This window comes from Lacticaseibacillus sp. 30, from assembly GCF_053819265.1.
This window is the reverse complement of sequence record NZ_JBSOQX010000014.1, coordinates 21333-45102: the sequence shown is the minus strand read 5'-3', so window position 1 is coordinate 45102 and position 23770 is coordinate 21333. Positions and strand designations below refer to the sequence as shown.

24 protein-coding genes are annotated in these 23770 nt (G+C 45.3%); 18 read left to right on the top strand and 6 right to left on the bottom strand.

What is annotated here, in order from left to right; all coding sequences use genetic code 11:
• Positions 1-36: 36 nt before the first annotated feature.
• Positions 37-855: an aldose epimerase family protein gene (locus tag ACWPAB_RS10095; RefSeq protein ID WP_003584874.1), complete on the bottom strand. Its 819-nt coding sequence runs from the start codon at positions 853-855 to the stop codon at positions 37-39.
• Positions 856-967: 112 nt separating this feature from the next.
• Here ACWPAB_RS10095 and ACWPAB_RS10090 point away from each other — a divergent pair, with 112 nt between their 5' ends.
• Positions 968-1531 carry a restriction endonuclease gene (locus ACWPAB_RS10090; protein ID WP_003584873.1) on the top strand — a complete coding sequence of 188 codons (564 nt, stop codon included), beginning with the start codon at positions 968-970 and terminating at the stop codon, positions 1529-1531.
• Positions 1532-1678: 147 nt separating this feature from the next.
• Positions 1679-2509 (top strand): TIM barrel protein, encoded by an 831-nt coding sequence (locus ACWPAB_RS10085; protein WP_003584872.1) that lies wholly within the window; start codon positions 1679-1681, stop codon positions 2507-2509.
• Here ACWPAB_RS10085 and ACWPAB_RS10080 read toward each other — a convergent pair whose 3' ends face one another.
• The gene (locus ACWPAB_RS10080; protein WP_003566056.1) at positions 2510-2809 is read right to left on the bottom strand and encodes a hypothetical protein; all 300 of its coding nucleotides are present in this window, start codon (positions 2807-2809) and stop codon (positions 2510-2512) included.
• Positions 2810-3153: 344 nt separating this feature from the next.
• Here ACWPAB_RS10080 and ACWPAB_RS10075 point away from each other — a divergent pair, with 344 nt between their 5' ends.
• The 10 genes from ACWPAB_RS10075 to ACWPAB_RS10030 all read left to right on the top strand — a co-directional run bounded on the left by ACWPAB_RS10075 (position 3154) and on the right by ACWPAB_RS10030 (position 14092).
• Entirely contained in the window at positions 3154-4335 is a 1182-nt protein-coding gene (locus ACWPAB_RS10075) for a thiolase family protein (protein WP_003584871.1), read from the top strand.
• Between the two features lie 11 nt (positions 4336-4346).
• Positions 4347-5627 carry a hydroxymethylglutaryl-CoA reductase, degradative gene (locus ACWPAB_RS10070; RefSeq protein WP_003575994.1) on the top strand — a complete coding sequence of 427 codons (1281 nt, stop codon included), beginning with the start codon at positions 4347-4349 and terminating at the stop codon, positions 5625-5627.
• Positions 5611-6777, top strand: coding sequence for a hydroxymethylglutaryl-CoA synthase (locus ACWPAB_RS10065; protein WP_003575996.1), 1167 nt, complete (start codon positions 5611-5613; stop codon positions 6775-6777). Before ACWPAB_RS10070 ends, ACWPAB_RS10065 begins: the two co-directional genes overlap by 17 nt.
• A gap of 323 nt (positions 6778-7100) precedes the next feature.
• Complete coding sequence (gene spxB, locus ACWPAB_RS10060; protein ID WP_003566048.1) at positions 7101-8855, top strand: pyruvate oxidase; 1755 nt, start codon at positions 7101-7103, stop codon at positions 8853-8855.
• A gap of 317 nt (positions 8856-9172) precedes the next feature.
• A complete protein-coding gene (locus ACWPAB_RS10055) occupies positions 9173-9487 on the top strand; it encodes a PTS sugar transporter subunit IIB (RefSeq protein WP_003566047.1) in 315 nt (104 codons plus the stop codon).
• A 9-nt stretch (positions 9488-9496) separates the two neighbouring features.
• A complete protein-coding gene (locus ACWPAB_RS10050; RefSeq protein ID WP_003566045.1) occupies positions 9497-9814 on the top strand; it encodes a PTS lactose/cellobiose transporter subunit IIA in 318 nt (105 codons plus the stop codon).
• A gap of 26 nt (positions 9815-9840) precedes the next feature.
• The gene (locus ACWPAB_RS10045) at positions 9841-10335 is read left to right on the top strand and encodes a hypothetical protein (RefSeq protein ID WP_003566043.1); all 495 of its coding nucleotides are present in this window, start codon (positions 9841-9843) and stop codon (positions 10333-10335) included.
• 22 nt (positions 10336-10357) lie between these two features.
• Complete coding sequence (celB, locus tag ACWPAB_RS10040) at positions 10358-11722, top strand: PTS cellobiose transporter subunit IIC (RefSeq protein WP_016380442.1); 1365 nt, start codon at positions 10358-10360, stop codon at positions 11720-11722.
• A gap of 52 nt (positions 11723-11774) precedes the next feature.
• Positions 11775-13211 carry a 6-phospho-beta-glucosidase gene (locus ACWPAB_RS10035; protein ID WP_003566039.1) on the top strand — a complete coding sequence of 479 codons (1437 nt, stop codon included), beginning with the start codon at positions 11775-11777 and terminating at the stop codon, positions 13209-13211.
• A gap of 143 nt (positions 13212-13354) precedes the next feature.
• Positions 13355-14092 carry a GntR family transcriptional regulator gene (locus ACWPAB_RS10030; RefSeq protein ID WP_032793254.1) on the top strand — a complete coding sequence of 246 codons (738 nt, stop codon included), beginning with the start codon at positions 13355-13357 and terminating at the stop codon, positions 14090-14092.
• Positions 14093-14175: 83 nt separating this feature from the next.
• Here the strand turns inward: ACWPAB_RS10030 and ACWPAB_RS10025 are convergent, their stop codons facing one another.
• Together ACWPAB_RS10025 and rlmD are read right to left on the bottom strand one after the other, a co-directional pair.
• The gene (locus ACWPAB_RS10025; RefSeq protein ID WP_003566035.1) at positions 14176-14649 is read right to left on the bottom strand and encodes a nucleoside 2-deoxyribosyltransferase; all 474 of its coding nucleotides are present in this window, start codon (positions 14647-14649) and stop codon (positions 14176-14178) included.
• 284 nt (positions 14650-14933) lie between these two features.
• Complete coding sequence (gene rlmD / locus ACWPAB_RS10020; protein WP_003579736.1) at positions 14934-16301, bottom strand: 23S rRNA (uracil(1939)-C(5))-methyltransferase RlmD; 1368 nt, start codon at positions 16299-16301, stop codon at positions 14934-14936.
• A gap of 77 nt (positions 16302-16378) precedes the next feature.
• Here rlmD and ACWPAB_RS10015 point away from each other — a divergent pair, with 77 nt between their 5' ends.
• A complete protein-coding gene (locus tag ACWPAB_RS10015; protein WP_003584870.1) occupies positions 16379-16753 on the top strand; it encodes a hypothetical protein in 375 nt (124 codons plus the stop codon).
• Here the strand turns inward: ACWPAB_RS10015 and ACWPAB_RS10010 are convergent.
• Positions 16747-18282 (bottom strand): helix-turn-helix domain-containing protein, encoded by a 1536-nt coding sequence (locus ACWPAB_RS10010; RefSeq protein WP_003566029.1) that lies wholly within the window; start codon positions 18280-18282, stop codon positions 16747-16749. The genes ACWPAB_RS10015 and ACWPAB_RS10010 overlap by 7 nt on opposite strands.
• Positions 18283-18355: 73 nt before the next feature.
• Between ACWPAB_RS10010 and recX the strand changes: the two genes are divergently transcribed.
• The 3 genes from recX (at position 18356) to ACWPAB_RS09995 (ending at position 20482) form a co-directional block, all read left to right on the top strand.
• Positions 18356-19150 carry a recombination regulator RecX gene (gene recX, locus ACWPAB_RS10005; RefSeq protein ID WP_003584869.1) on the top strand — a complete coding sequence of 265 codons (795 nt, stop codon included), beginning with the start codon at positions 18356-18358 and terminating at the stop codon, positions 19148-19150.
• A gap of 249 nt (positions 19151-19399) precedes the next feature.
• Positions 19400-19936, top strand: coding sequence for a nucleoside tri-diphosphate phosphatase (gene ntdP / locus ACWPAB_RS10000; RefSeq protein ID WP_003566025.1), 537 nt, complete (start codon positions 19400-19402; stop codon positions 19934-19936).
• 27 nt (positions 19937-19963) lie between these two features.
• Positions 19964-20482, top strand: coding sequence for a hypothetical protein (locus ACWPAB_RS09995; protein WP_003566023.1), 519 nt, complete (start codon positions 19964-19966; stop codon positions 20480-20482).
• A gap of 138 nt (positions 20483-20620) precedes the next feature.
• Here ACWPAB_RS09995 and ACWPAB_RS09990 read toward each other — a convergent pair whose 3' ends face one another.
• Positions 20621-21055 (bottom strand): GNAT family N-acetyltransferase, encoded by a 435-nt coding sequence (locus ACWPAB_RS09990; protein WP_016381484.1) that lies wholly within the window; start codon positions 21053-21055, stop codon positions 20621-20623.
• Positions 21056-21131: 76 nt separating this feature from the next.
• Here ACWPAB_RS09990 and ACWPAB_RS09985 point away from each other — a divergent pair, with 76 nt between their 5' ends.
• Positions 21132-22310: an AI-2E family transporter gene (locus ACWPAB_RS09985; RefSeq protein ID WP_003579732.1), complete on the top strand. Its 1179-nt coding sequence runs from the start codon at positions 21132-21134 to the stop codon at positions 22308-22310.
• 74 nt (positions 22311-22384) lie between these two features.
• Positions 22385-23731 carry a hemolysin family protein gene (locus tag ACWPAB_RS09980; RefSeq protein ID WP_003584867.1) on the top strand — a complete coding sequence of 449 codons (1347 nt, stop codon included), beginning with the start codon at positions 22385-22387 and terminating at the stop codon, positions 23729-23731.
• Positions 23732-23770: the final 39 nt, after the last annotated feature.

Sequence of the window (23770 nt, the reverse complement as noted above, 5' to 3'; positions counted from 1 at the left end):
TTGACCACACAACAGATACCGTGGGGTCAAACCTTTTTAGTTTGCGTTGCTAGATAAGTGAAATTCCGCATGATGCCGCCAAGTTGCACCGGCTGGCAACAGCCACGGCAGAGCGTCTTGGTTCATTTCCGGCGAAAAGCCGACTGCTACATTGGGTTGGCCGAGAATACCGTTAAAATTGTTTTCGGAGTTGATACCAGCGTAAGAATCAATTCTCGTGAATGAAGCATCGCTTAGATATGCCAACTGCCAATCGGCGGCTGCAAGGGAATAACGTTGCGCAGTCTCACAGCGGGCAGTTTTAGGGACAGGGGTAACATGTTCATCGGCAGTCAACTTGGCTGAAAGCATTGTTTGGGCAGGGTCGGCAGTGAGCAGCCAAGGCAAATTGAGCCGGGGATGTATTTTCAAGTCGGCAGTGGTTGCCACCTGCATGTCAATCTGCCACAAATTGTCATTTGTCAATCGGTGGGTAATACTGAGTTCTCGCTGACCTGGCTGACCGTCAGCATTTTCAGGTAATGTTAGGGTGAAGGTGATGGCTAGATCGGTTTCTTGACTGGTTTTAACTGCCCAATTCCAGTTTTGCCATGAACCCGGGGCTAGCTCAGCGTCAGCTGCCTGTAAAGGGCCGGTAAAGGCGCCTAGGTAACCGGGTTGGTGTAAGTAGTCTTCCAGCGTGACGAACCCGAGCAGCAGATTAGGATCGTCACCTGCAGCATTTGGCAGGCGAACCTGTTGAACCCGAGCGCCAAACGTTAAAAAACGTAGCGTCATCTGATGGTCATTGACTAAAGAATACTGGGTAATCCGTTCGCTACCGACTTTGGCAAAGATCTTGGCACTTAGTTGCATGACGAAAACGCTTCCTCTCTCAATCCCTTAAGCGTACAGAAAAATTGGCAGAGATTCAATGCAATTACGCGGTGAATCTGCTAGGCTTAAAGGGAAAGAGAGGGGTAGACCCATGAGAACGTTACTCAAAAAAGCCTATCAGCTGTTGTGGGGGCTCTTTATTTTGGCACTCGCTTACAGCTTTTGGGCCCGCAGTTTTCTGCCCCGCCAACTGCGGCAATATGGTGATCCGGCTAGTTTTGGGATCATCAGTCTTTTTGTTGTGATCAATGCCATCATGCTTTATCATCATCATTTTCGTTTTCGTGATTTGAAAATGGAAACTGTCGATATTATGGAGGGTGAAAAGTTTGAGTCTTTTTGCGCGTATCTGTTGAAGCGCAATGGGTTTAATCACATTCAACTGACGCAGGCTTCAGGTGATCAAGGAATTGACATTATTGCCCGCAAAAAAGGTAAGAAGATTGGCTTTCAGTGCAAGCGTTACACCGGTTTCGTTGGCAACAAGGCCGTGCAGGAAGTTTGGGCGGGCCATCATTTTTACCAGCTCGACGAAGCGGCGGTGATCACCAATAGCGAATTTTCTGATTCGGCGATCGCCTTGGCCGACGACTTGGGTGTGATGCTGATTGATCGTAAAAAGTTGAAACGTTTAATGCGCCGGTTGCCAAGTTAAAAAGACAACTGAAATTTGAAAGTGCAAGTAGGAGCGCTTCGAAAGCGTAGCATAAGCCGCTTAGAGCCTTGGTCAGCGATGCTTAACGTTCTTATGAGCAATTTTTGGGATCATGAGCGGGTTTTGAATTAAGGAGGAAAAGTGTACATGCTATTAGGCTTAAAGGCTAGTACAGATCAGCGGCAGATTCGTGATCGGCTGCAATATCATCCTGATGTATTTGAATTTCATCTCACCGAAAATGATTTTACCGAAGCTGGATGGTCGCATTTTGTACAGATGGCAGCATTAGTTCAGAGTCAGGTGCCAACGGTGGTTTTTCATCATCCGATGCGGTTTCGCGGCCAGCGCAATGAGCTTGCCATGAATCCGACGAAGTATCCTACACGCTATGACTTTTTAATGACAAGTTCGGTTAAACTCATGAACTTTGCCAAAAAAGCTAACGCCACGGCTTTGATTCACGGCGGATACCGCGTTGACACGCCTGGTGATTATGCTGGCTGGACGGATGTGGGCAAAGCACAAGACGTTGCCTTGGCGCGCATGATTGCTTTTGCTCAGGAAGCACCGGGCCATGTCGTGTTTGAAAATTCCATGTCACCGATTTTCCGATATGGTGATCCCACCTTTGAAGACCGTTTGTTGCGCTGGCATCTACCTTTAGCCTATGATACCAGTCATACGTTTATTGTGTTACATGGCGATAATGATCGGCTCATGGCCAGCCTAGCGCATCTGAAGCCGCTGATTCGGCACTATCATCTTGTTGATTCCATGGGGCAAACGCATGATAGTTTACCGCTTGGCCGCGGACGGATTGATTGGGCGCGGGTCTTGCCACTATTGAATCAAGATGCGAGTCGGATTTATGAAATTGGCTTAAAGGATCAGTTTGATTGTCGCGAAATGATTGAAAGTCATCATTATTTGGAAAGCGTTGCTAAACGGTTAGCTGCGACCAAACATCCAGCGTAATCAATTGAGCAGCAAGCCAATTTGCCGTTTAACAAATCCAAATAACGCACGCGGTTCATCAACATCAGCTAGATAAACGAATCGTTGCTGTAAATCAGGTTGGTTCAGTAAGAGTTGCAATTCCCAAACGCGCAATGCGGCTTTGCGCTCAGGATTAGGCTGAAAGACCAGTTGCGGTTGATCATTAACGGTTGTTAACTTAAAATCGTCAAAACGACTTGGTGTCGGCTTTGTGTCGAGTAACACCGAGGCGTTTTTATTTTGATCGGCTAGTAAAGCCAGCAAATCGGTGACACGCATGAGGTAGCCTTCTTTCGAAATGATTCATTAAGGATTGGTCAAGATGGTTGTTGCTTTGGGGAACAATCGCATACAATCTATTTAGTAAACGGAGATGAGTAGCGTTTTTAGGCGATCGCCAACCCAAAAGTCGGTGTAACCGGGTTGGCTCACGCTCTTATTATATCAGTGCGTCATCTGAACGACTGTGATAAACTGAAACGGTTTATCTCAGCATATGCTTGTCGAAACGCGTTCATAGCCACAGAAACCGGCACATCAGAACCACGAGAACAATGGCTCGGCCATTGCCCTCGTTCTTGATTATGCGCCGGTTGGCTGTTCACGCTCTTTAGGAGGTCATCATGGAAGAAGTTGTGATTCTAAGTGCCAAACGGACGCCGATTGGTAAGTTGGGTGGTGATTTGGCTGGCGCCAGTGCCGTTGATTTAGGGGTTGCGGCAGCGCAGGCGGCAATTAAGGCTGCACGAATTGACCCAGCGTTACTCAATCAGGCGATCTTTGGTAATGTCATGCAGGCTGGTTCTGGGCAGAATGTTGCCCGACAAATCGGATTAAAAAGCGGTATGGTCACTAGCAGCACGGCGATGACTGTCAATGAAGTCTGCGGCTCAGGCCTGAAGGCAGTGCGGCTTGGGCAAGCTGCCATTCAACTCGGCGAGGCTGACGCGGTGCTTGTGGGCGGTACCGAAAGCATGAGTCAAGTACCTTATTACGCCGAAGCGGTTCGTTCAGGCCACAAATTTGGCGATACAACGCTGGTCGACGGTTTGAGTCGCGATGGATTAAATGATGCCTTCAGTCAGCAGCCAATGGGAATCACGGCGGAAAATGTGGCGACACAATTTAACGTTAGTCGTCAGGAGCAAGATGAGTTTGCTCTCCGTTCGCATTTACGCGCCGCGGCCGCCGCAGCTGAGGGTCGGTTTAAGAGTCAGATCGCCCCAGTGACGATTGCTGCCCGTCACAGGGATGTCATCGTAGATCGTGATTCAGCCATTCGGCCCGACACGTCATTGGCTAAATTAGCCCAATTACCGCCTGTTTTTGAAGTCGGCGGTACTGTTACAGCAGGTAACGCAAGCGGCATTAATGATGGTGCAGCCGCCTTGATCCTGATGGCAAAATCGAAAGCCGAACAACTGGGGCTCCATTATTTAGCGACGATCACTGGTTTTGCCGAGGTGGGTATTGATCCGGCAATTATGGGGTATGCGCCAAAACTGGCGATCGATAAAATACTGCAGGCAACCGGCGGCTCTATCGCGGCAATTGATCAAATTGAATTGAATGAAGCATTTGCCTCACAAAGCGTTGCCGTGGCTCGTGACCTTGGTTTAAAGGATGAACAATTCAATATCAATGGTGGCGCCTTAGCGTTGGGTCATCCATTGGGAGCCTCAGGTGCCCGAATTTTAATCTCATTATTGTACGATCTGGCTGAACGTAATCAACGCCAAGGCATTGCCGCATTGTGCGTTGGCGGTGGCATCGGTATCGCCATGCAAATCGCGATGCATGTCTGAGGGAGATCGTGATGAAATTTTACGAGTTGTCTCCGGAAAAACGCCGTGATCAATTGGTTCAAGAAGGGTGGTTAACAACACAGGATGCTGCGTTGTTAGCTGGTACGCATAGCTTGCCTGAAGTCACAGGAGCGCGTCTGATCGAAAATGCCATCGGCGAGTTTCCTTTACCCCTAGGCGTTGCTCGCAATTTGTTGGTCAATGGACAGCTACATCAAGTGCCTATAGCGGATGAGGAACCTTCTGTGATTGCAGCTGCCAGTAATGGGGCCAGGCTTGCGACTGCAAACGGCGGCGTTAGGACCCATGTAGCTGCGCATCGAGTGGTCGCTGAAGTAGTCCTGACTAACTTGACCGACTTAGTGCAAGCAAGGCAAACGATTTTGGCTCATCAGACTGATATTCAGAAAGTCATTGCGGTTGCGCATCCTTCGATGATTCAACGTGGCGGTGGTCTTGATCAGTTAACAGTCGAATCACTAGGAGCGCAGTTCTTGAAAATCCGTTTAACGCTTGATCCGCAACAGGCAATGGGGGCCAATTATGCGAATACAGTTGCCGAAGCGGTCGCAGCGGCGGTGACAAGCTGGGTAGACGGTGATGTGCTTGTCAGTATTCTAACCAACGCGCCAACAGAACTCGTGACGGCTGAGGTTTCGCTTGAGCCGGTTTCTTTAGCGACGAAAGCTGTTTCTGGAGATGTGATTGCTAAGAAAATTGTTCAGCTTAGCGATTTAGCCTTTGTCGATGCTGAGCGGGCAGTGACCCACAACAAGGGCATTCTTAACGGTATTATTGGTGCTGTATTGGCTACTGGCAATGATACCCGCGCTGTCGCAGCAAGTATCGGTGCATTTGCATGTGCGTCTGGCAGGTATCAGCCTTTATCGCGCTGGTATATGGATCAGGGCCATTTAGTTGGTCACTTACAGCTGCCCTTGCCGATGGGGGCAGTTGGCGGGGCAATCGGTGCTTTACCAATGGCGCAGGTTGTCCGTCGGCTCGGTGGGTATCAGAATTTAGCTATCATGCAGCAAGTTATTGCCGCCCTCGGGTTGGTGCAAAATCTTGCTGCGATGCGAGCATTGGCTGGACCGGGGATTCAAGCTGGTCACATGAAGTTGCAAGCTAATGCCCTCGCCATTGCTGCCGGGGCAACAGAAACAGAATTGCCGATGCTTGTGAACGCACTTCGTCAAGGTAGTATGGATTTAAAACATGCGCAACAATATTTAACAACCATTCGTTTAAACAAGAAAGTAGGCCAATCAAAAGATGAAAATCGGGATTGATGCAATCGCTATGGACACCCCAGATTTCTACGTTGATTTAGTAAAACTCGCGCAGGTTCGAGGTGATGATCCGGACAAATATACGATTGGCATTGGCCAAGACGAGCAAGCGGTACCACCTTCTAGCCAAGACATTGTCACGATGGGTGCGAATGCAGCGACAAAGTTGTTGACGCCAGCGATTCGCGCTAGCTTGGGCATGGTCTTGGTTGGTACTGAAAGTGGTGTTGATGCCAGTAAATCGGCTGCATTGTTTATTCATGATTTATTGGCACTCCCTGAGTGGGTGCGGGCCGTTGAGTTAAAGGAAGCTTGTTATGGCGGTACTGCCGCACTAATGATGGCGCGTGACTACATCGCCGCTCACCCAGATAAAACCGTTTTAGTCATTGCTGCGGATATCGCCCGGTACGGTTTGGCAACAGCAGGAGAAGTCACACAAGGTGCGGGCGCGGTTGCCATGTTAATCAAAGCAGAGCCGCACATCATGACCATTGAAGACGATTCGGTTTATCGGTCTGAATCTATTGACGATTTTTGGCGGCCGGTTTATCAAGACACAGCAATTGCACAAGGAAAGTATTCAACGGAACAATATTTAGCTTTTTTTCAAGCAATTTGGTCACGATACCAGACCCAACGCCATCACACAGCAAGTGATTTTGCTGCGATGACATTCCATTTACCGTATACCAAAATGGGCAAGAAAGCTTTAAAGCTTGTTCTGCCGGACACAGATGAAGCCACTGGCGAGCGACTGCAACGGCGCTTTGAGGCAAGCACTCGGTACTGCCGGCGAGTTGGCAATATTTATACCGGTTCTTTGTATTTGGGTCTGCTGTCGTTGTTGGACAATGATACTAGCTTGAAAGCGGGTGACCGGATCGGTTTATTCTCGTATGGCTCCGGGGCCGTGGCAGAATTTTTTAGCGGCATCTTGCAACCGGATTTTGCCGCACAACTGCATGCAGCCAATCACGCTAAAATGTTGGCTGATCGTCAGGAATTAACCGTTCCTGAATACGAAGCTGTTTTCAGCGATAAGGTGCCTTATGATCCAGAAGATTATCGTAGTGATCCGACTTATTATCATGGTCAGTTTGTTTTGACCGGTGTGATCGGTCAAGAACGTCAATATCAGCAGCGGTAATGCTTGACAGCTAATAAGATGATGAACAGGACCGTCCCTCGACGGTCCTTTTTTTTGATCCATGATCCTGATCATCATTAAGTTAATTTGTGAAAAAGATTTACCAAGCATGTTATGGTGTGGTGATGCTGTATTAGTTCACTTGTTTGACTGTTATGGTGTCGTCGCTTGCTAGTTTAAGCGTTTTATACGCTAAGGTCGCAATTTGGGCGTTAAGGTTGCTTGAACCAGATGAAAGGGCTTGCATTGTTATCAATAAATTGTTATACTCGTAATCGTAAAGAACTTACAAAATGTAAGTAATAATATTGGAGGCAAGTGTCATGACAGAAAAAATAAACGCCGCAGACGCAATGATCAAGGTGCTCGAAGACTGGGGTATCCATAATATTTATGGGTTACCGGGCGGTTCTTTTGATAGTACCATGAATGCGCTGTACAATCGCCGTCACACCATTAATTATGTTCAGGTTCGCCATGAAGAAGTAGGCGCATTGGCTGCTGCAGGTGAAGCTAAGGTAACGGGTCGAATCGGGGCGACGTTTGGTTCTGCCGGTCCTGGTGCTGTTCATCTTCTGAATGGGTTGTATGACGCACAGTATGATAATGTGCCAGTTTTGGCATTGGTAGGGCAAGTACCAACTGCTGCCATGAACACCAATTATTTCCAAGAAATGAACGAGAACCCAATGTTTGCTGATGTGTCTGTATACAACCGTACAGCCATGACTGCTGAGCAATTGCCTCATGTTGTTGACGAGGCGATTCGTCAGGCTTATAAGCATAACGGGGTTGCCGTTGTGACTATTCCAAAGGATTTAGGTTGGACCCAGATTGATGACAATTATGTATCATCAGCCAATCTGTACCAGAAGCCGCTTTTGCCTGATCCAGACCCGGATCAGGTTGCCGCAGCTTGGGATATCTTGAAAGATGCGAAGAAGCCAATCTTGTATGTTGGAAATGGCGCGCGGGGTGCGCGCGACGAGATCATCGCTTTCTCAGAAAAAACGCATATTCCGATCATCACGACTGCCTTGGCTAAGGGAATCGTGCCTGATGATTATAAGGCAAACATGGGCTCGGCCGGCCGTGTGGCTTCTAAACCTGGCGTTGAAGTTGCGCGCGGTGCTGACACCGTCTTGTTCTTGGGATCGGATTTCCCATTCCAGCCATACTTTATAGCACCAAATGCTAAATACATTCAGGTTGATATTGACGGTAGCAAGTTTGGCCGTCGTCACACGGTTGACTTAGCTGTTTTGGCCGATGCTAAGAAGTTCATCAAGGCACTGAGCGAAAAGGCTGATCAATTGCCAGAAAGCGCTTGGTATCGGGCTGCTCTGGCCAACAAGGAAAATTGGCGCGAGTGGATGACTTCATTTGAAGATGATGGCTCCACGCCACTGCGCGTTGAACCAATCTTCAAATTGATCAATGAGATGGCCGAAAAAGATGCCATTTTCCAAGTAGACGTTGGCAATGTTACCATCAATGGGATGCGTTATCTGAAGACCAATGATGATCAAGTGTTCACGACGTCTGGCTGGTATGCGACAATGGGTTATGCCTTGCCAGCAGCGATTGGTGCGCAAGCGGAATTCCCTGATCGGCAAGTTTGGTCAATTTCTGGTGATGGTGGATTTGCCATGGTCATGCAGGATATTCTGACACAGGTCAAATATCATATGCCAATCATCAACGTTGTTTTGACGAATGAGAGTTTGGGCTTTATTGAAGCTGAACAGGATGACACGCAACAGCCGCACTCCGGGGTTGATTTAATTGATGCCGATTATGGTAAGGCAGCTGAAGCGTTAGGTGCTCAAGGATTTGAAGTGCACAATCTGGACGAATTGAAAGCCGCATTTGCTAAGGCAAAAGATCGTAAGGGTCCGGTTGTCATTGATGTGAAGATTTCTGATCTTCGTCCAATTCCGGTTGAACAACTTGTTTTGGACAAGCAAACTCAGGATCCTGCTGCTGTGGATGCTTTTGTGAAGAAATATCATGCAGAAAGTCTGATTCCATTCCGACAGTTACTGGAAGATGCGGAGAAACCGGTAACAAATGCTTAACTGGTTGACTTAAAATATAAATTACAAAGCTTTCCAGCAATTAATATGCCTTGCTGGAAGGCTTTTTTTGCTTATCGCTATTTGAAGTCATCATTATTAGTTGCCGGCCTTTTGCGATAAGGCGTAGAGACAAAATTTCAAAAAATTCAAGAAATCGTTTACAAGAAAGCGATTTCTTGGTATTATAAAAGTCGTTCGAATGAATAGTCATTCGAATGACTTCTGATATGGCTCGTTAAGCTAGCGAGTATGCTGATATTAAAAAGTCATTCTGTGGTGAACAATAACTTTGAAATTTTGAAAGCGAGGAAAAACTAATGGGTAAGAAGACAATTATGTTAGTTTGTGCAGCAGGTATGTCAACCAGTATGTTAGTCAAAAAAATGGAAGATGCAGCGACCAAAGATGGTATTGAAGCAAAAATCTTTGCTACTTCGGCTTCAGATGCCCATGACAAGTTAGATTCAGAAAAACCAGATGTCCTGATGCTTGGACCACAAGTGCGTTATTTAGAGGGAGATTTCAAAAAGGATCTTAGTATCCCAGTTCAAGTGATCAATATGCAGGATTACGGCTTAATGAAAGGCGAAAATGTTCTAAAAACGGCTCTTAAGCTGATTGACGAGCAGTAGGAGGTCAGGATGAACGAGCAAGAGCAACTAGTGATCATGCAGCTAATTATGGCCGGAGGAAATGCAAAAGGATCTTCTTTTGAGGCAATTAAAGCTGCAAAAGTCGGTGATTTTTCTACCGCAGAAGCAAAACTGAAAGAGGCAGACAGCTTTCTGTCAGATGCACATAATGCACAAACAGGTATGTTAACCGAAGAAGCTCAAGGGAAAAAACATCCAGTATCATTATTGATGGTGCACGGACAGGATCATGTTATGAATGCAATCACATTTCGAGACTTAGCAGGGGAAATCGTTGACCTCTATAAAAAGTTAGCTACGAAATAAGTCTAAGCGAAAGGAATGTGACACGCATGTCAGACCAAAATAAAGCAAGATATGACAAGAGTCGGAGAGAATTAAGCTTAACTAGTATGTACTTTAATCGCTATTTATTAATCCGTTACGTGACCGCCGGTTTTTTCTTTGCAAATTTATATTGGTTTTTTCTTAGTTTGGGCACACAGGGCGCGATGAAATGGGTACCGTTTTGTTTGACCGTTATAAATGCAGTGGTAGCGGTTGAACAAGTAAGTAAGTACTGGCGAAGAGATAGCAAGTTACCATTTACTAAGTTCGGTTATGTAGTTCAGTTAATAAGCAATTTCCTGAGCTTATCCATAATTGTCGCTGGATCTGGGACAAAACTGTTTCCATTTTTAGGACAAAAGGGTTTATCTCTGGCAACGACTGTTCTGTTAATTGGTCTAGGCATATGTTTTTATCTCTTAGTGCGTATCCGTTTGATTGAAAAAAATCAGGATCGGTATTTACAACAAATAAATAAATTTGCTCAAAGCATACAATGAGCTCAAACAAGGAGACAAAACTATGGATTCAAGTAATAATAAATTGTTTAAATTTATGAACAATCATTTGATGGGACCAATGGGAAAACTTGCCTCGTTCAGAATCGTTCGCGGAGTCATGGCTGCCGGAATGGCATCCATTCCATTTACCATCGTTGGATCAATGTTTTTAATTATTAATGTTCTCCCCCAAAGTTTTCCGGCATTAGTCGGTATTTGGAAGGGTTCTTTTGATAAGGTTGCAAATTTGTATATGCTTGCCAATGGCGCGACCATGGGCATTTTAGCACTTTATTTCTGTTTAGTTTTTGGTTATGAATATACTCGCATTCAGGCTCAGGAAGAAAAAATTGATATTAATCCTCTAAATGGTGCATTGCTTTCTATGATGGCGTTTTTTATGTGTATACCTGAATTAGTCTTTAAAGGTGGGACAGCGACCTTGGTCACCGAAATCACCAAGGACAACAAGATTATAGATGGTTATGCCATCGCAGGTGGGGTAACTCGGCTGGGAACGACTGGTATCTTTACGGCCATTATCATGTCGATTATTGCAGTAAAACTTTATGCGTGGTTTGTTAAAAAGAATATTGTGGTCAGTATGCCGGATACCGTCCCAACTGGTGTTTCACGTTCCTTTACAGCTTTGATTCCGACCGCTGCGATTGCCTTAACTGTCATTATCATTAATGGTATTTTGATGGCATTCAACACCGATATCTATAAGATTGTTGCTATTCCGTTTGGTTTTGTTACTAACCTGACCAGTACATGGGTAGGACTAATGGTCGTCTACTTTATCATGCATGCGCTTTGGATCGTTGGCATTCACGGCGCAACGATTGTGACCTCGTTCCTTACCCCAATTGTTCTCTCCAATATGCAGTTGAATCAGAAGGGGGCAAACATCCCATTTGCCGGAGAATTTAATAACTGTTTTGTGACTATAGGTGGATCAGGCGCTACGCTTGGAATGGTTATTTTTATCGCCTTCTTTGCAAAATCGGCACAGCTTGGTGCATTAGGCAAGGCATCTGTTGTTCCAGCTTTCTTCAACATTAACGAACCAATTCTTTTCGGTATGCCAGTTGTTTATAATCCATATACAGCGATTCCATTCTTCTTAGCACCGATGGCATCCATGAGTATGGCTTACTTCGCAATTTCAATGCATTGGGTTAAACCGATGATTGCACAGCCGGCATGGCCAACACCACTTGGTCTTTCAGGGTTCATCGGCACGGCAGGCGATTGGCGAGCAATTGTTTTAGCTTTCGTTTGTGCGCTTGTAGCCTTCCTGATTTGGTTCCCATTTATTAAGTTCTATGATGGCAAACTATATAAAGATGAGCAGGCAAAAGGTGCAGCGGAGGCGGCGGCTTAAGAAGCGGCAGACCAATTGTAAATGGTTCGAGGACTAAATAAGGAGGATTATTTTGACAGCATTTCCTAAAGGTTTCTTGTGGGGCGGCGCAGTCGCTGCTCATCAATTCGAAGGTGGGTGGCAAGCAGGCGGTAAAGGGGTCAGCATTGCTGATGTGATGACCGCAGGCGATAATGAAACTAAACGCAGAATTACAGACGGTGTTCAATCAGGCGAGAATTATCCCAATCATGATGCTATTGATTATTATCATCGCTATCATGAAGATGATCAGCTCTTTGCTGATTTAGGCTTGAACTGTTTTCGGACAAGCATAGCTTGGACTAGAATTTTCCCGAATGGTGATGAAGAACAGCCGAACGAAGCAGGGCTGAAATTTTATGATGACGTGTTTGATGATCTTTTATCGCATCAGATTGAACCAGTGATTACCTTGTCACATTTTGAAATGCCTTATCACCTTGTCAAAAAATATGGTGGTTGGCGTAGTCGTAAGGTGATTGATTTCTTCGTCAAATTTGCGACTGTTGTGTTTGATCGGTACAAAGACAAAGTTAAATATTGGATGACTTTTAACGAAATCAATAATCAGGTTGGCATGATGAATGAATGGTCTCTGTTCACCAATTCTGGGCTACTGATCAAGCCTGATGAAGATAAAGAAGCAGTCATGTTTCAAGCCGCTCATTATGAGGCCGTTGCAAGTGCCTTGGCAGTCCAAATTGGGCATCGGATTAACCCCGATTTTCAAATTGGCTGTATGGTTGCGATGGGTCCTGTTTATCCCGCAACACCGAATCCAAATGATGTGTTTAAAGCTGAGCGAACGATGCAGACTAATTATTATCTGGCAGATGTCCAAGTAAAGGGCAAGTATCCTGCATTTTTGGATCGTTATTTTGATCGACATGCGTTTAACTTGGACATCACACTTGAAGATCGTGATGTTTTATTAGCTGGGAAAGTCGATTATATTGGATTTTCTTACTATGCTTCCCATGTCACTGAAGCCTCACAAGATGAACCTACAGACTTTATTACCATGGGACACAATCGAGAGGTTAAGAATTCGACGCTTCAACGTTCAGACTGGGGTTGGGAGATTGATCCAGTCGGGTTGCGTTATGCACTCAACTGGTTTAGTGATCGATATGAGGTACCCTTATTTATTGTCGAAAACGGTTTTGGGGCATTTGATAAGATCAATCAGGATGGCCATATTCAAGACGACTATCGAATCGATTATTTACGTCAACATATTAATCAGATGCGACTTGCGGTTGAGGTCGATGGTGTCAAGCTGATGGGTTATACACCGTGGGGCATTATTGATTTGGTTTCGGCGGGAACCGGTCAAATGGAAAAACGTTATGGCGTGATTTATGTTGATAAAGATGATCAAGGTAAAGGCACACTTGCACGAAGCAAAAAAGCCTCTTTTGATTGGTTTCAAAAAGTGATTCGTAGTAACGGGGATGATCTCGCCTAGCATGAAAATGCATGTAGTCAAAAAAACGCCTTTCGAAGGGCGTTTTTTTTACTGGAGACGTGGAGCTAGTCCGGAACAGTAAATGGCGGTATAATAACATGAAATGACTGAGCTTGGAAGCAAAGTTGAAAGGCGGAAATAAATTGTCTCAGCGGGAAAGTAGCTATGATATTAAAACACTCGAGAATCAATTAATCAAGGCGATTCAACAAGGTGCTATTCAAGATGAAGATGGTCAACTACCTGCTGAGCCGGAATTGATGCGTCAATATCTAGTCACTCGTTACACGTTACGACAAGCCTTAAAAGATCTTGCCAATTTGGGCTACATTTATCAGGCACATGGTAGCGGCACTTTTGCTCGCCCACACCACGTTGAGGGGGCCATATCGCTTCAAAATAACGTTGGGTTGACGGAAGAAATGGCGAGACAGGGACGAGTTGTTAAAACAACGGCAATTCATCAACAAGTCATTACGCTAGATCAGGCAGATTTTTTGCCTGAAAGCCAGAAATTGCCGAATGAGACGACATTAATTTCGGTGACCCGGCAACGAACACTAGACGGTCAACCGTTCTTAGTAGAACACTCGTATTATTTAAGATCGATTGTGGACAACATTCCGAATAGTGCATTAAAGGGGTCCCTATTTGCTTTTATTGATCAAAAGCCTGGTCTGAAAGTTGGATTCATTGACTCTGTAATTGAGTGTGAAATGATTTCTGGCTTACCAGCCAAATTCTTTGGGATTGCAGACGGAAGTCCAAGTTTAGTTGTTCGTGACGATTCGTATCTAAGTTCTGGAAAATTATTTGCGTTTTCGAAAATCTTTTATGACTTTCGTAAAACCAAATTTTTTATGCTTAAGAAAATGCATTAATTTTCTTAATTCGGCTGATAGTGACATGTAAAAAAGCCTGCTAACATATTAGCAAGCTTTTTTACATGTCACTAGAATCGGATTTAAGCACGGGATTTGATACTGGCGATCAAGCTATCCTCATCAGTTAAAATGGCGCCGTTAAGTTTAATTAAACCAGTGGTATACAGATTGAGATAGTGAAACTGGTTTTCTGCAACTTGTTGCAAAGCACCGAGTTTTTGTTGATTGGCGGCGCCTAACCGTCGACTGTCCGTGTAAAGACCCAAAATAGGAATCTTAGCAGCATAGGCAACGCCGATTTCACTAGCGACCCCGTTATCAATCACGGGGCCATCGAGAATGGCAATCATCAAGTCAGCTGACAGCAGCCGCTTGGTGTCGGCTTCGGCAATCATTTTCGAATCGGCGTATGCCTCTTTGTTGTTGATCGCGGCATTTTCTTGAGGCACGTACATGTCAACATCTGGTAAGGCGCGGCGAATTTGGGCAGCGAGTTGCGCATTGTAATTAAAATCAGCATGACTGAACAAGGCGTTAGCAAAGTAAATTTTCATTTTTTAAGACCTCGTCTGTAGTTTGCGGGATTGTTGGTTTGGGTGGGGTGCCGTGAAGTGGTGGCCTGATGAAACGCGTTCACAGTCGCAAAATCTGACACATACAGACCTTGAAACTAAACGGCCGTATATGGCTCGGCTTCTAAACGCGGCTGTTCACGCTCTTTTTGAAACGCGTTCACAGCCGCAGAAACCTGCACATAAGGACCTCAAGCCGTAACCAGCCAAAGCCCGGCTGGTTACAGCTTGAGGCCGCTTATGTTACGGTTCCTAAACGCAGCTGTTCACGCTCTTGTAAATTTTACCACTGCTTCGCATCGTGCTGTTTGTGGAAACATGTCGATGCTTTGAATCCAGTCGACTTTGTAGCGTTTAGTGAGGAAAACGAGATCACGGGCCAAGGTGGAAGGGTTGCAGGAAATGTAGACAAATTTGGGTGGATCGAGTTCAAGGAGGGCGTCGATGAAGGCACGCTCTAGTCCAGCTCGTGGCGGGTCAACGATGACCGCGTCTGGTTTCATGCCTTCCTGAACCCATTTTGGAAAAATGTCTTCAGCCTTGCCCACTGAATAATGGGCATTGGTGAGGCCATTTGCTTTAGCATTTGCCTTGGCATCGGCAATGCCTTCCGCAATGGTGTCCATTCCGTAAATAGGTTGATTGCCTTTTGCTAAACTGATGCCGACTGTTCCGATCCCACAGTACGCATCAATTAAGGTGTCGTGCGGCCCTAAATCAAGTGCTTTTGCGGCCAATGTATAAAGTGTCTCTGTTTGTTTTGGGTTCAGTTGGAGAAATGCTTGTGGTGAGAGTTGAAAAGTCCGGCCTAACAGTGTTTCTTGGATATAAGGGAGACCTGCCAGCAGGCGACTTTCTTTGCCCCAAATTAAGGATGTTTCGCCAGGATTGATATTCTGGGCGATGCTGACCACCATGGGAAGCTGAGTGGCGATGGCATTGAGCAATTCGCCTTCGTGCGGTAATTTTGGACTGTTCGTGATGAACGTGACCTGGACTTCTTTCGTTGCAAATGATTCGCGAACAACCAATGTTTTGACAATTCCGGAGCGCTTTTTCTCGTTATAGATCGGGATCTGAAGCTGTTCGAGAATCTGACACAAGGTTGTCACGACTTTCATTGTCAGCGGTGCTTGGGTCAGAAACTTGGTTAAAGGGATGAGATGATGTGAGTTTGGAGCATAAAGACCTGCGCGTACGTGACCATCAATGACCCGAACAGGAAATTGGGCCTTGTTTCGATAGTGCGTTGGTTGTGCCATGCCAATCGTCGGCCGCAAATCATAATGGGTCCAGCCAGTCGGTTTAAATTTGGCAAGCGATTGTGCGACGACATCTCGCTTAAATCGCAATTGCGCCGGATAAGCGAGATGATTGAGTTCGACCCCGCCGATTTGTCCAAATAGCGGTTCTGCCGGGGTTACGCGATTTGGTGACGCCGTCCGAATTTTATGAACTTTGGCCTCAAGATAGCGGTCGTGAATCCCAGTAACCTCTGCGACGACGACCTCTTGAGGTAGTGCGCCGGTAACAAACGTAATTTTCCGTTGATAATAACCGATACCTGCGCCATTAATGTCTAGACGCTTGATGGTCAGGGGAAAACGCTGACCGATTTTGACAGTGACTGCCATGAAATGCTCCTTTGCTTTGAGAAATGGTGACGAGGCTTAAGAATGTTTAGTATAATGAATCATCGGGAGGATTTAATGTGAAAATCAATTATTCGAATACGATGAGTAGAAAAATGACAGCAACGGTGTGGCAAAATGACACGCCGCATACGATACGAGTTGGCGAGACGCTAGACTTAAAGGTGCAACGCGGCGATAAGATTACTTATAAAGTTGGTCGGTTTAATGCGATCCACACGATTGACTATCAAAGTCCGGATGCCCAATTTGAAATTCAAATCAATCGCAGCCTACAAAATGCCTATTTTGTTGTGATGTTTGCGATGGTAGTCTTTCTTTGGTTTAATCGCAACTTCAGTCAAACGATTCTAATTGCAGCGGTCATTTTGGGACTTGCCGGGTATGAAGCCCTAGTCTACTTTGTCGGCTACATGGCAAAACCGATTCACTGACGAGTCTGATTCGTATCGGCTGCTGTTCGTTGCTCGCGCTGTAGGCGTTTTAAGCGTTGAAAAAGGTGAAAATAGTCTTGATCGCTGGGTTCCTTGGACCAAGTGATCAAGGGAACAGTTGGATCAAACGGGTGGCCCATGCAAGGGATCACCCGTTTTGGCTTTGTCAGCGTTGTAATGATCAAGTCAGGATTGATCGCCTCGGTTGGAGGCACAACGCGAATAAAGCCTAAATCGTTTAAAAAGTTTAAGAGATCCCGTTTGACGAAAGAATCATGTTCAATCAAAACGTTAACGACCATTTGCATGTCACGATTGAGTTCAGGATAATTATCATTGACTAATATATAGAGACCATTAATAAATTGGCTTGTAAAGTCTGCGTAGATTGACTCAGGCGCCATTTTGGGAATTCGTTTCAAACAGTCGCGAATTTTGGCCGTCAATTGGCTTGTTCGTGCTTCGTCATGCAATGTCGAAGCAAAATCAAGCCTCTGACTAAAATGACCATTCAGCACATACTCGGTGAAACTTAATCGGTAAAGATTGGCTATCATGACTTGATTTTCGGCAATTAACTGACTTTTGGTTTCTTTTAATTGGTTATTCAAAGAAGTGACCAGATGTCGCACAAATCGATTCACTAAGTTATCTTTACTTTGAAAATGGGTCATGATCTGATAATCAATTTGATGTGGTTGCCGAGTGACGGTCATAAAATACATACGCGAAAAATAGTAATACTGTTTTTCTGCTTTTAATTCAGAAGCAGATAAATTGGGAAAGTAGTCTGGCGTAAAAATCAAATCTGGCAATTCAGTTTCACCGTCAAACAACAGCTGCATTCGCCGATTTGGTAAAAGGGCGTGCCCACAGTTGATTCGTAACATCTGAATGGCGAGAATCAGTAAAGCTTCTTTGGACATTGGTTGGATTGGTGACACCAAGAAAGCCTGTTTTGTTTGGTTGATTACCTTGAGAAGTGCTTTTGCTTCCCGCTCTTCTGCACTTGAAAATGGCCATCCTGCCCCGCGATAGGCTAATGTAAAGAAGGTGAACATGGCTAAGCGTATATGCAATTCATCGCCTTCAATGGCCCAAGTAGTACTATTTAGCGTGACACCATTGTCAGCTAAGTAGTCTCGAAACGGCGAAATTCGGCGCCGCAACGTTGAAATACTTGTTTGATGGTGCTGCTTGAAGGCGTGAAAGTCCGAATGCGGATTCTTGAAAACCCCATCGAAAAATTCAAATGGTAGACTGTTTTTTAATAGCGAGAACCGATAACGATCAATCGAAACATCAGGCAAAACTGCTGCGAAGTTTGATTCGTCAATCTTTTTGTCAGGTAAGATTTGGTTGAGCTGTGCTAAAACGGTCTGAAATGCCGTATAAGTCTGCGAATACGAAAGCCCAGTATTGCGGCTAAGCGTATTGATCGACATTGTCGTCTGTTGTAGGGTCTTCATTGCCCGGAATAGTTGATAATTAATTAAGCTGTGCCGGTCAAAGAAACTGGCTTCAAACATAACGAGCCTCCAAATTTATTTATAAAAAGTATAACATAGAATGGCAACGTGATTAGAGAGGTGACAGGGGTTCATGAGTGAAATTACAAAGATAACCGCCCAAAAAAGGCGTGGGCGCTATAATATTTTTATTGACGGGACTTACGCATTTCCGGTGAGTGAAACCACGCTGGTGGATTACCGCTTGGCCAAAGGAATGGTATTGACAGCAGAGACCATTGCCCAAATCAAGAGCAGTGAAGTCACCGCTATGGGACTAGAGATCGCGCTGACCTACATTAGCCACCAAAGTCGCACGAGCAAAGAGGTCAGTGATCGGCTAGCTAAAGAAGACTTACCGGCTGATGTGATTCAAAAGGTGCTGACGCGTCTGACCGATCTGGGCTTTTTGGATGATGCAGATTATGCGCATCGTTACATTGAAGAGCATCTGAAAATGGGTGAACTTGGGCCGCGAACGCTGCAACATAAGCTACAACAAAAAGGCCTCAAGCCAGACTTGTTGGCCAATGAGTTAGCTGCTATTCCAACAACAGCATGGCTAGATGCGGCTGTTCGCGCTGGTCAGAAGAATCTTCGGCACCACCAGCATCGCGCTTATAAAGACCAACTGCAACGTCTCAGAGTCGCTTTAATGCAAAAGGGATTCGATGACACTACTATCCAAACAGCTATCGCAACCATCGACCCGCAACCCGATCCTGAGGCAGAAAGCGACTTGCTTAAGCTTGAGGCAGCCAAACAATGGCGTCTAAAAGCGAAATATGATGATCGAGAGCGCAAACAAAAAGTTAAAACAACTTTGTTTCGTAAAGGCTTTGATGTGGAAGCTATTGATGAAGTGCTAGACGACTTGGCGGAAAGTTGATCGTATTTTTTTGAAAGACCAAGCTATCCTTTTGCATGCCCTTGTAAGCTACCGACTCTTGCTGAAAAGCGTTCACTGCTGCAATAAGTCAACCTCAGGCACAAATGAACAAAGTCTGGCCATCACACATGAGGTTGGCTTATACACCGGATTTTTATCGGGTTGCTTCACACGCTTGCTAGTTTCTAAGCGCGCCTGTCCATGCTCTGCTATAATAAAGAACGAAATTTCCAAGAAAGCGGGTTTTGTATGCGGATCCCTAAAGAAGGCGACTCGTTTGCTATTCAAAGTTATAAACATGACGGTAGTCTGCATCGCACCTGGCGTGACACGATGGTCTTGAAAACCAGTGAAGATGCCCTGATCGGGTGCAATGATCACACCTTGGTGACGGAGTCGGACGGACGCCGTTGGCTGACGCGGGAACCGGCGATCATTTTCTTTCATAAGCATTACTGGTTCAATGTGATTGCGATGATCCGTGAAGGCGGCGTGTCGTATTACTGCAATCTGGCCACTCCGTACACAATGGATCAAGAAGCTTTAAAATATATTGACTATGACTTAGACGTCAAGGTGTTTGCCGATGGTGAAAAACGGCTGCTGGATGTGGATGAATACGAGGCCCATCGCAAACTTTGGCAGTATCCTGCAACCACTGATCGGATTTTAAAAGCTAATGTGAAGGTGCTTGTCGATTGGATCAACCACGGTAAAGGACCCTTTTCACAAGCCTATGTCGATTTATGGTACCGTCGTTACATTCAGTTAGCGCACCGGATCTAGCCCAACCGGTCAAACTTGGAGGCAAAAATGAAACAAATTCCAAAACAACCTGCTCAACTTTTTGCGGGTCATGCCTATACCGTCGAAAGCAGTGATCAGCTTGGTACATTTCAACCAGCGTGGCAAGACTTTGAAGCGCAACTTGGGTTTAAAACGCTCGATGATTTAGCCGAGATACCCAATCGATCGGCGATGGTTGTCTTTTCGCCATATGACACCTTTTTATATTGGATCGGCAGCTTGTTACCGGCTGATGCAGCGGTTCCCAAACCTTATGAAGCGTTTCGCCTACCTGAAGCAACGGCTGGTCAGGTCAGGCAGCCAGCTACAAGTGTGCTGTTGAAACAATTACCACTTGCAACAAGCTTTAATAAGGGTCTGCAACTCATTGAAAAGGCAGGGTATCCTTTGCCAGAAAGACTCGGGCAAACAGATCATCCTTATTATCTTGAAAGCTATCTGATTCAAAATGGCGCGGTTCATCAAGTGGCTTATCGTCTATATATTGATCCTCATCAGTTAAAAGGTGTGGATGAGTATGAGTAAGATGCATGAAAAACAAAAACAAGCAGGGGATTAGCCTGCTTGTTGAATTGATGCGATCCCAATATCTTCGTGTTGGGATCGCATTTTTCTCACATACTCATGGTTTAATCAAGTGAAGCTGATAAATTTGAATGATTGTCAAGCCAGCTTGAGTATCATTTCACGGTGGCGGATGCCGGCATCAAGAAATTCAGGGCGATCGGTCAATTGAAAACCGAGGGCTTTGTAAAAGCCAATCGCCTGAACTTGCGCACCTAAGCGTAGCGCTTGAATTTGCTGGGCGCGAGCATAAGTCATGATTGCTTCAAACACCATCTTACCAAGGCCATGCTTGCGATAGGCTTTTTCGACTGCAACACGCTGAACGTGGTAGGCGTCGCCCTCAGGCAGAATGCGCGCCGTAGCAACAGGCACACCTGCATCGTAAATGACAAAATAGGTCGCCTTTGCTTCATCGGTGTCGACTTCGAGTTCTGGTGGCACATGTTGCTCTTCCACGAAAACGTGGGTGCGAATCTGGACACTGTCTTGATGAATCTGTGAATCGAGGGTTGTTGTCGTTTTGACTTCCAAAAGTTGAACCTTCTTTCCGTTTTAATAAATTGTTTGCTATTATAGCACTAGTAAAATGCTGCTGGGGAGGTCGAATATGTTTGATAGGTTACGGCATTCAAAATTAATGTTTTGGTCCGTTGAAATTCTGATTTTGATTTTTGTGGTCATCGGTTTGACGCAGGTTTCGTTCTTGTTTGCACCTGTGGCGACTTTTTTCTCAACGCTACTCATTCCGATTTTATCTGCTGGTTTTTTGTTTTATCTCTTCAATCCGATTGTTAAATTATTGCAGAAGTTCCACATCAGTCGCAATATTTCGATTTTATTGATTTTCTTGGTGGTCATCGGTGCCTTGGTTCTGGTATTCATGGCCGTACTGCCAAACTTGATCTATCAGGTCACTCAGTTTGTTACGAATATTCCGGATTTCTTAAAAGGCGTCCGGTCATTCATTAGTAAGGCGTCACACTATACTTGGTATCAGCGGCTAAATATTGGCAAATATGTTGCCAGTCTTCAAATTTCGCCAAGCAAGGTGTTGAGCAAAGTTCTGGGCGGCTTTTCCACCGGCTTGCCAACGGTTATCGGATCAGTAGCCAGCATGATGATCAGTATCATTACAATCCCGGTGATGCTATTTTACTTTCTCAAAGACGGTGAAAACTTTGTGCCAAGTATTCAAAAGATGTTGCCTCATCGGTATCACGAAGAGGTTGCAACTGTTTTTACGCGTTTAAACTCGACACTGTCTCACTATATTGGCGGGCAGGCCATTGAATGTTTATTCGTTGGCACTTTTACTTTTATTGGTTATCTGATTATTGGCATGCCGTATGCGTATCTCTTAGGCTTTATTGCGGGGATCGTTACCATTATTCCGTATTTGGGACCCTATATTGGTATTGCACCAGCTTTGGCAATTGCTGCCACTGAGGGATGGACAAAGATGCTACTCGTTGTCGTCGTTGTCGTCATTATCCAGATGACGGATGGTAATTTTATTTATCCGAATGTGATCGGCCGCTCACTGGACATTCATCCTTTAACCATCATTATTTTGCTGATGGTTGCAGGCAATCTATGGGGATTGTTAGGCACCATTCTAGCTGTACCGACATATGCTGTCATCAAAACAGTTGTGACATACTTATACGAGCTTTATCGTTTCCATCAGGAACATAAGCATGACGAGGATGCTGACAGTGATGAGGAAAATGCTGGAGAAGCTCATCAGATCAAGGATCAAGCCGATCCACAATTGAAAAATAAATAAAGACTTGGTATACTGAAATAATCGAACGAAGCGGGGATGATTCCCCGTTTTTTTACGAAAGGTTGTGTTTTTGCATGGGCAGTGACCCAGACGGTCAGATATGGGGACAATTGATCCTCATTGTGATTTTGACCTTAATCAATGCAGGATTTGCCGCGGCGGAGATTGCCGTGGTTTCAAGTTCCCGTACTCGTATGAAGGCGCAGGCGGATAAAGGCGATCATAAGGCCGCCAAGCTTGTGACCATCATGAAGGATTCGAGTAATTTTCTGGCAACAATCCAAGTCGGGATCACTTTTGCCGGTTTCTTTGCGTCTGCTTCGGCCGCAACAACACTGGCAGATCGGGTTGCACCAATTTTTGGCGGCTGGTCATTTGCGCATGAGGCAGCGGTCATCTTAGTCACGCTGATCTTGTCTTATTTTTCGTTGGTTTTTGGCGAATTATATCCCAAACAGGTAGCGTTACAAATGACAGAGCGGGTTGCTAAAATGAGTGTGACCCCGATCAGTTGGCTAGCCAAAGTGATGCGTCCGTTTGTTTGGCTGCTTTCTGCTTCAACCAAGTTGTTAATGAAACTGACGCCGATGGAATTCAATCATGAAGGGGAAACCGTGACCCGTGACGAAATGGTTTCCATGATCGAAAGCGGTCGAAATTCTGGGGCGATTGATCCCGATGAGTATCAAATGTTTGAGGGAATTATATCGTTGTCCGATACGATGGCGCGCGAGGTCATGGTGCCGCGAACGGATGCTTTTATGGTTGATGCGCAAGAACCTGACCACACGGCGATTGACGCGATTTTGAACAATATCTATTCACGAATTCCGGTTTATGAAGAAGACAAAGATCACGTGGTTGGCATTGTGCACATCAAGAATCTGCTAAAGGAAGCACGCCGCGTCGGCTTTGATCATGTTAAAATCGAATCGGTCATGACGGCGCCGGTTTTTGTTCCCGAAACCATTACAGTCGATGATTTGTTGACTGAAATGCAAGTAAAGCAACAACAAATGGCGATCTTATTGGATGAATATGGTGGCGTTGTCGGCATCGTGACCATTGAAGACTTGCTTGAGGAAATCGTCGGTGAAATTGATGACGAATCGGATCAGGTTGAAAAATTGTTCACGAAACAAGGGGACCATGATTTCGTTGTCTCAGGGCGGATGCCCATTTCGGACTTCAATGATTTGTTTAAAACTGATTTGGATGCACCGGATGTTGACACGATTGCGGGTTATGTTCTGACGCAACTCGGTGCCATTCCTTCATCGCATCACAGCGAAAAAATGCAGCTGGCACCAGGTGTGTTGTTGGCGACTGGCAAAGTTGAAGGGTCACGACTCGTCAATGTTCATGTCCATCTATCATCAGAACCAGTACCAGAAGAAGCCTCCCACGAGGCCGATAGCTAGCGATGCAGTCTGTGTAAATAGGCAACGTTGTTAGCAAAT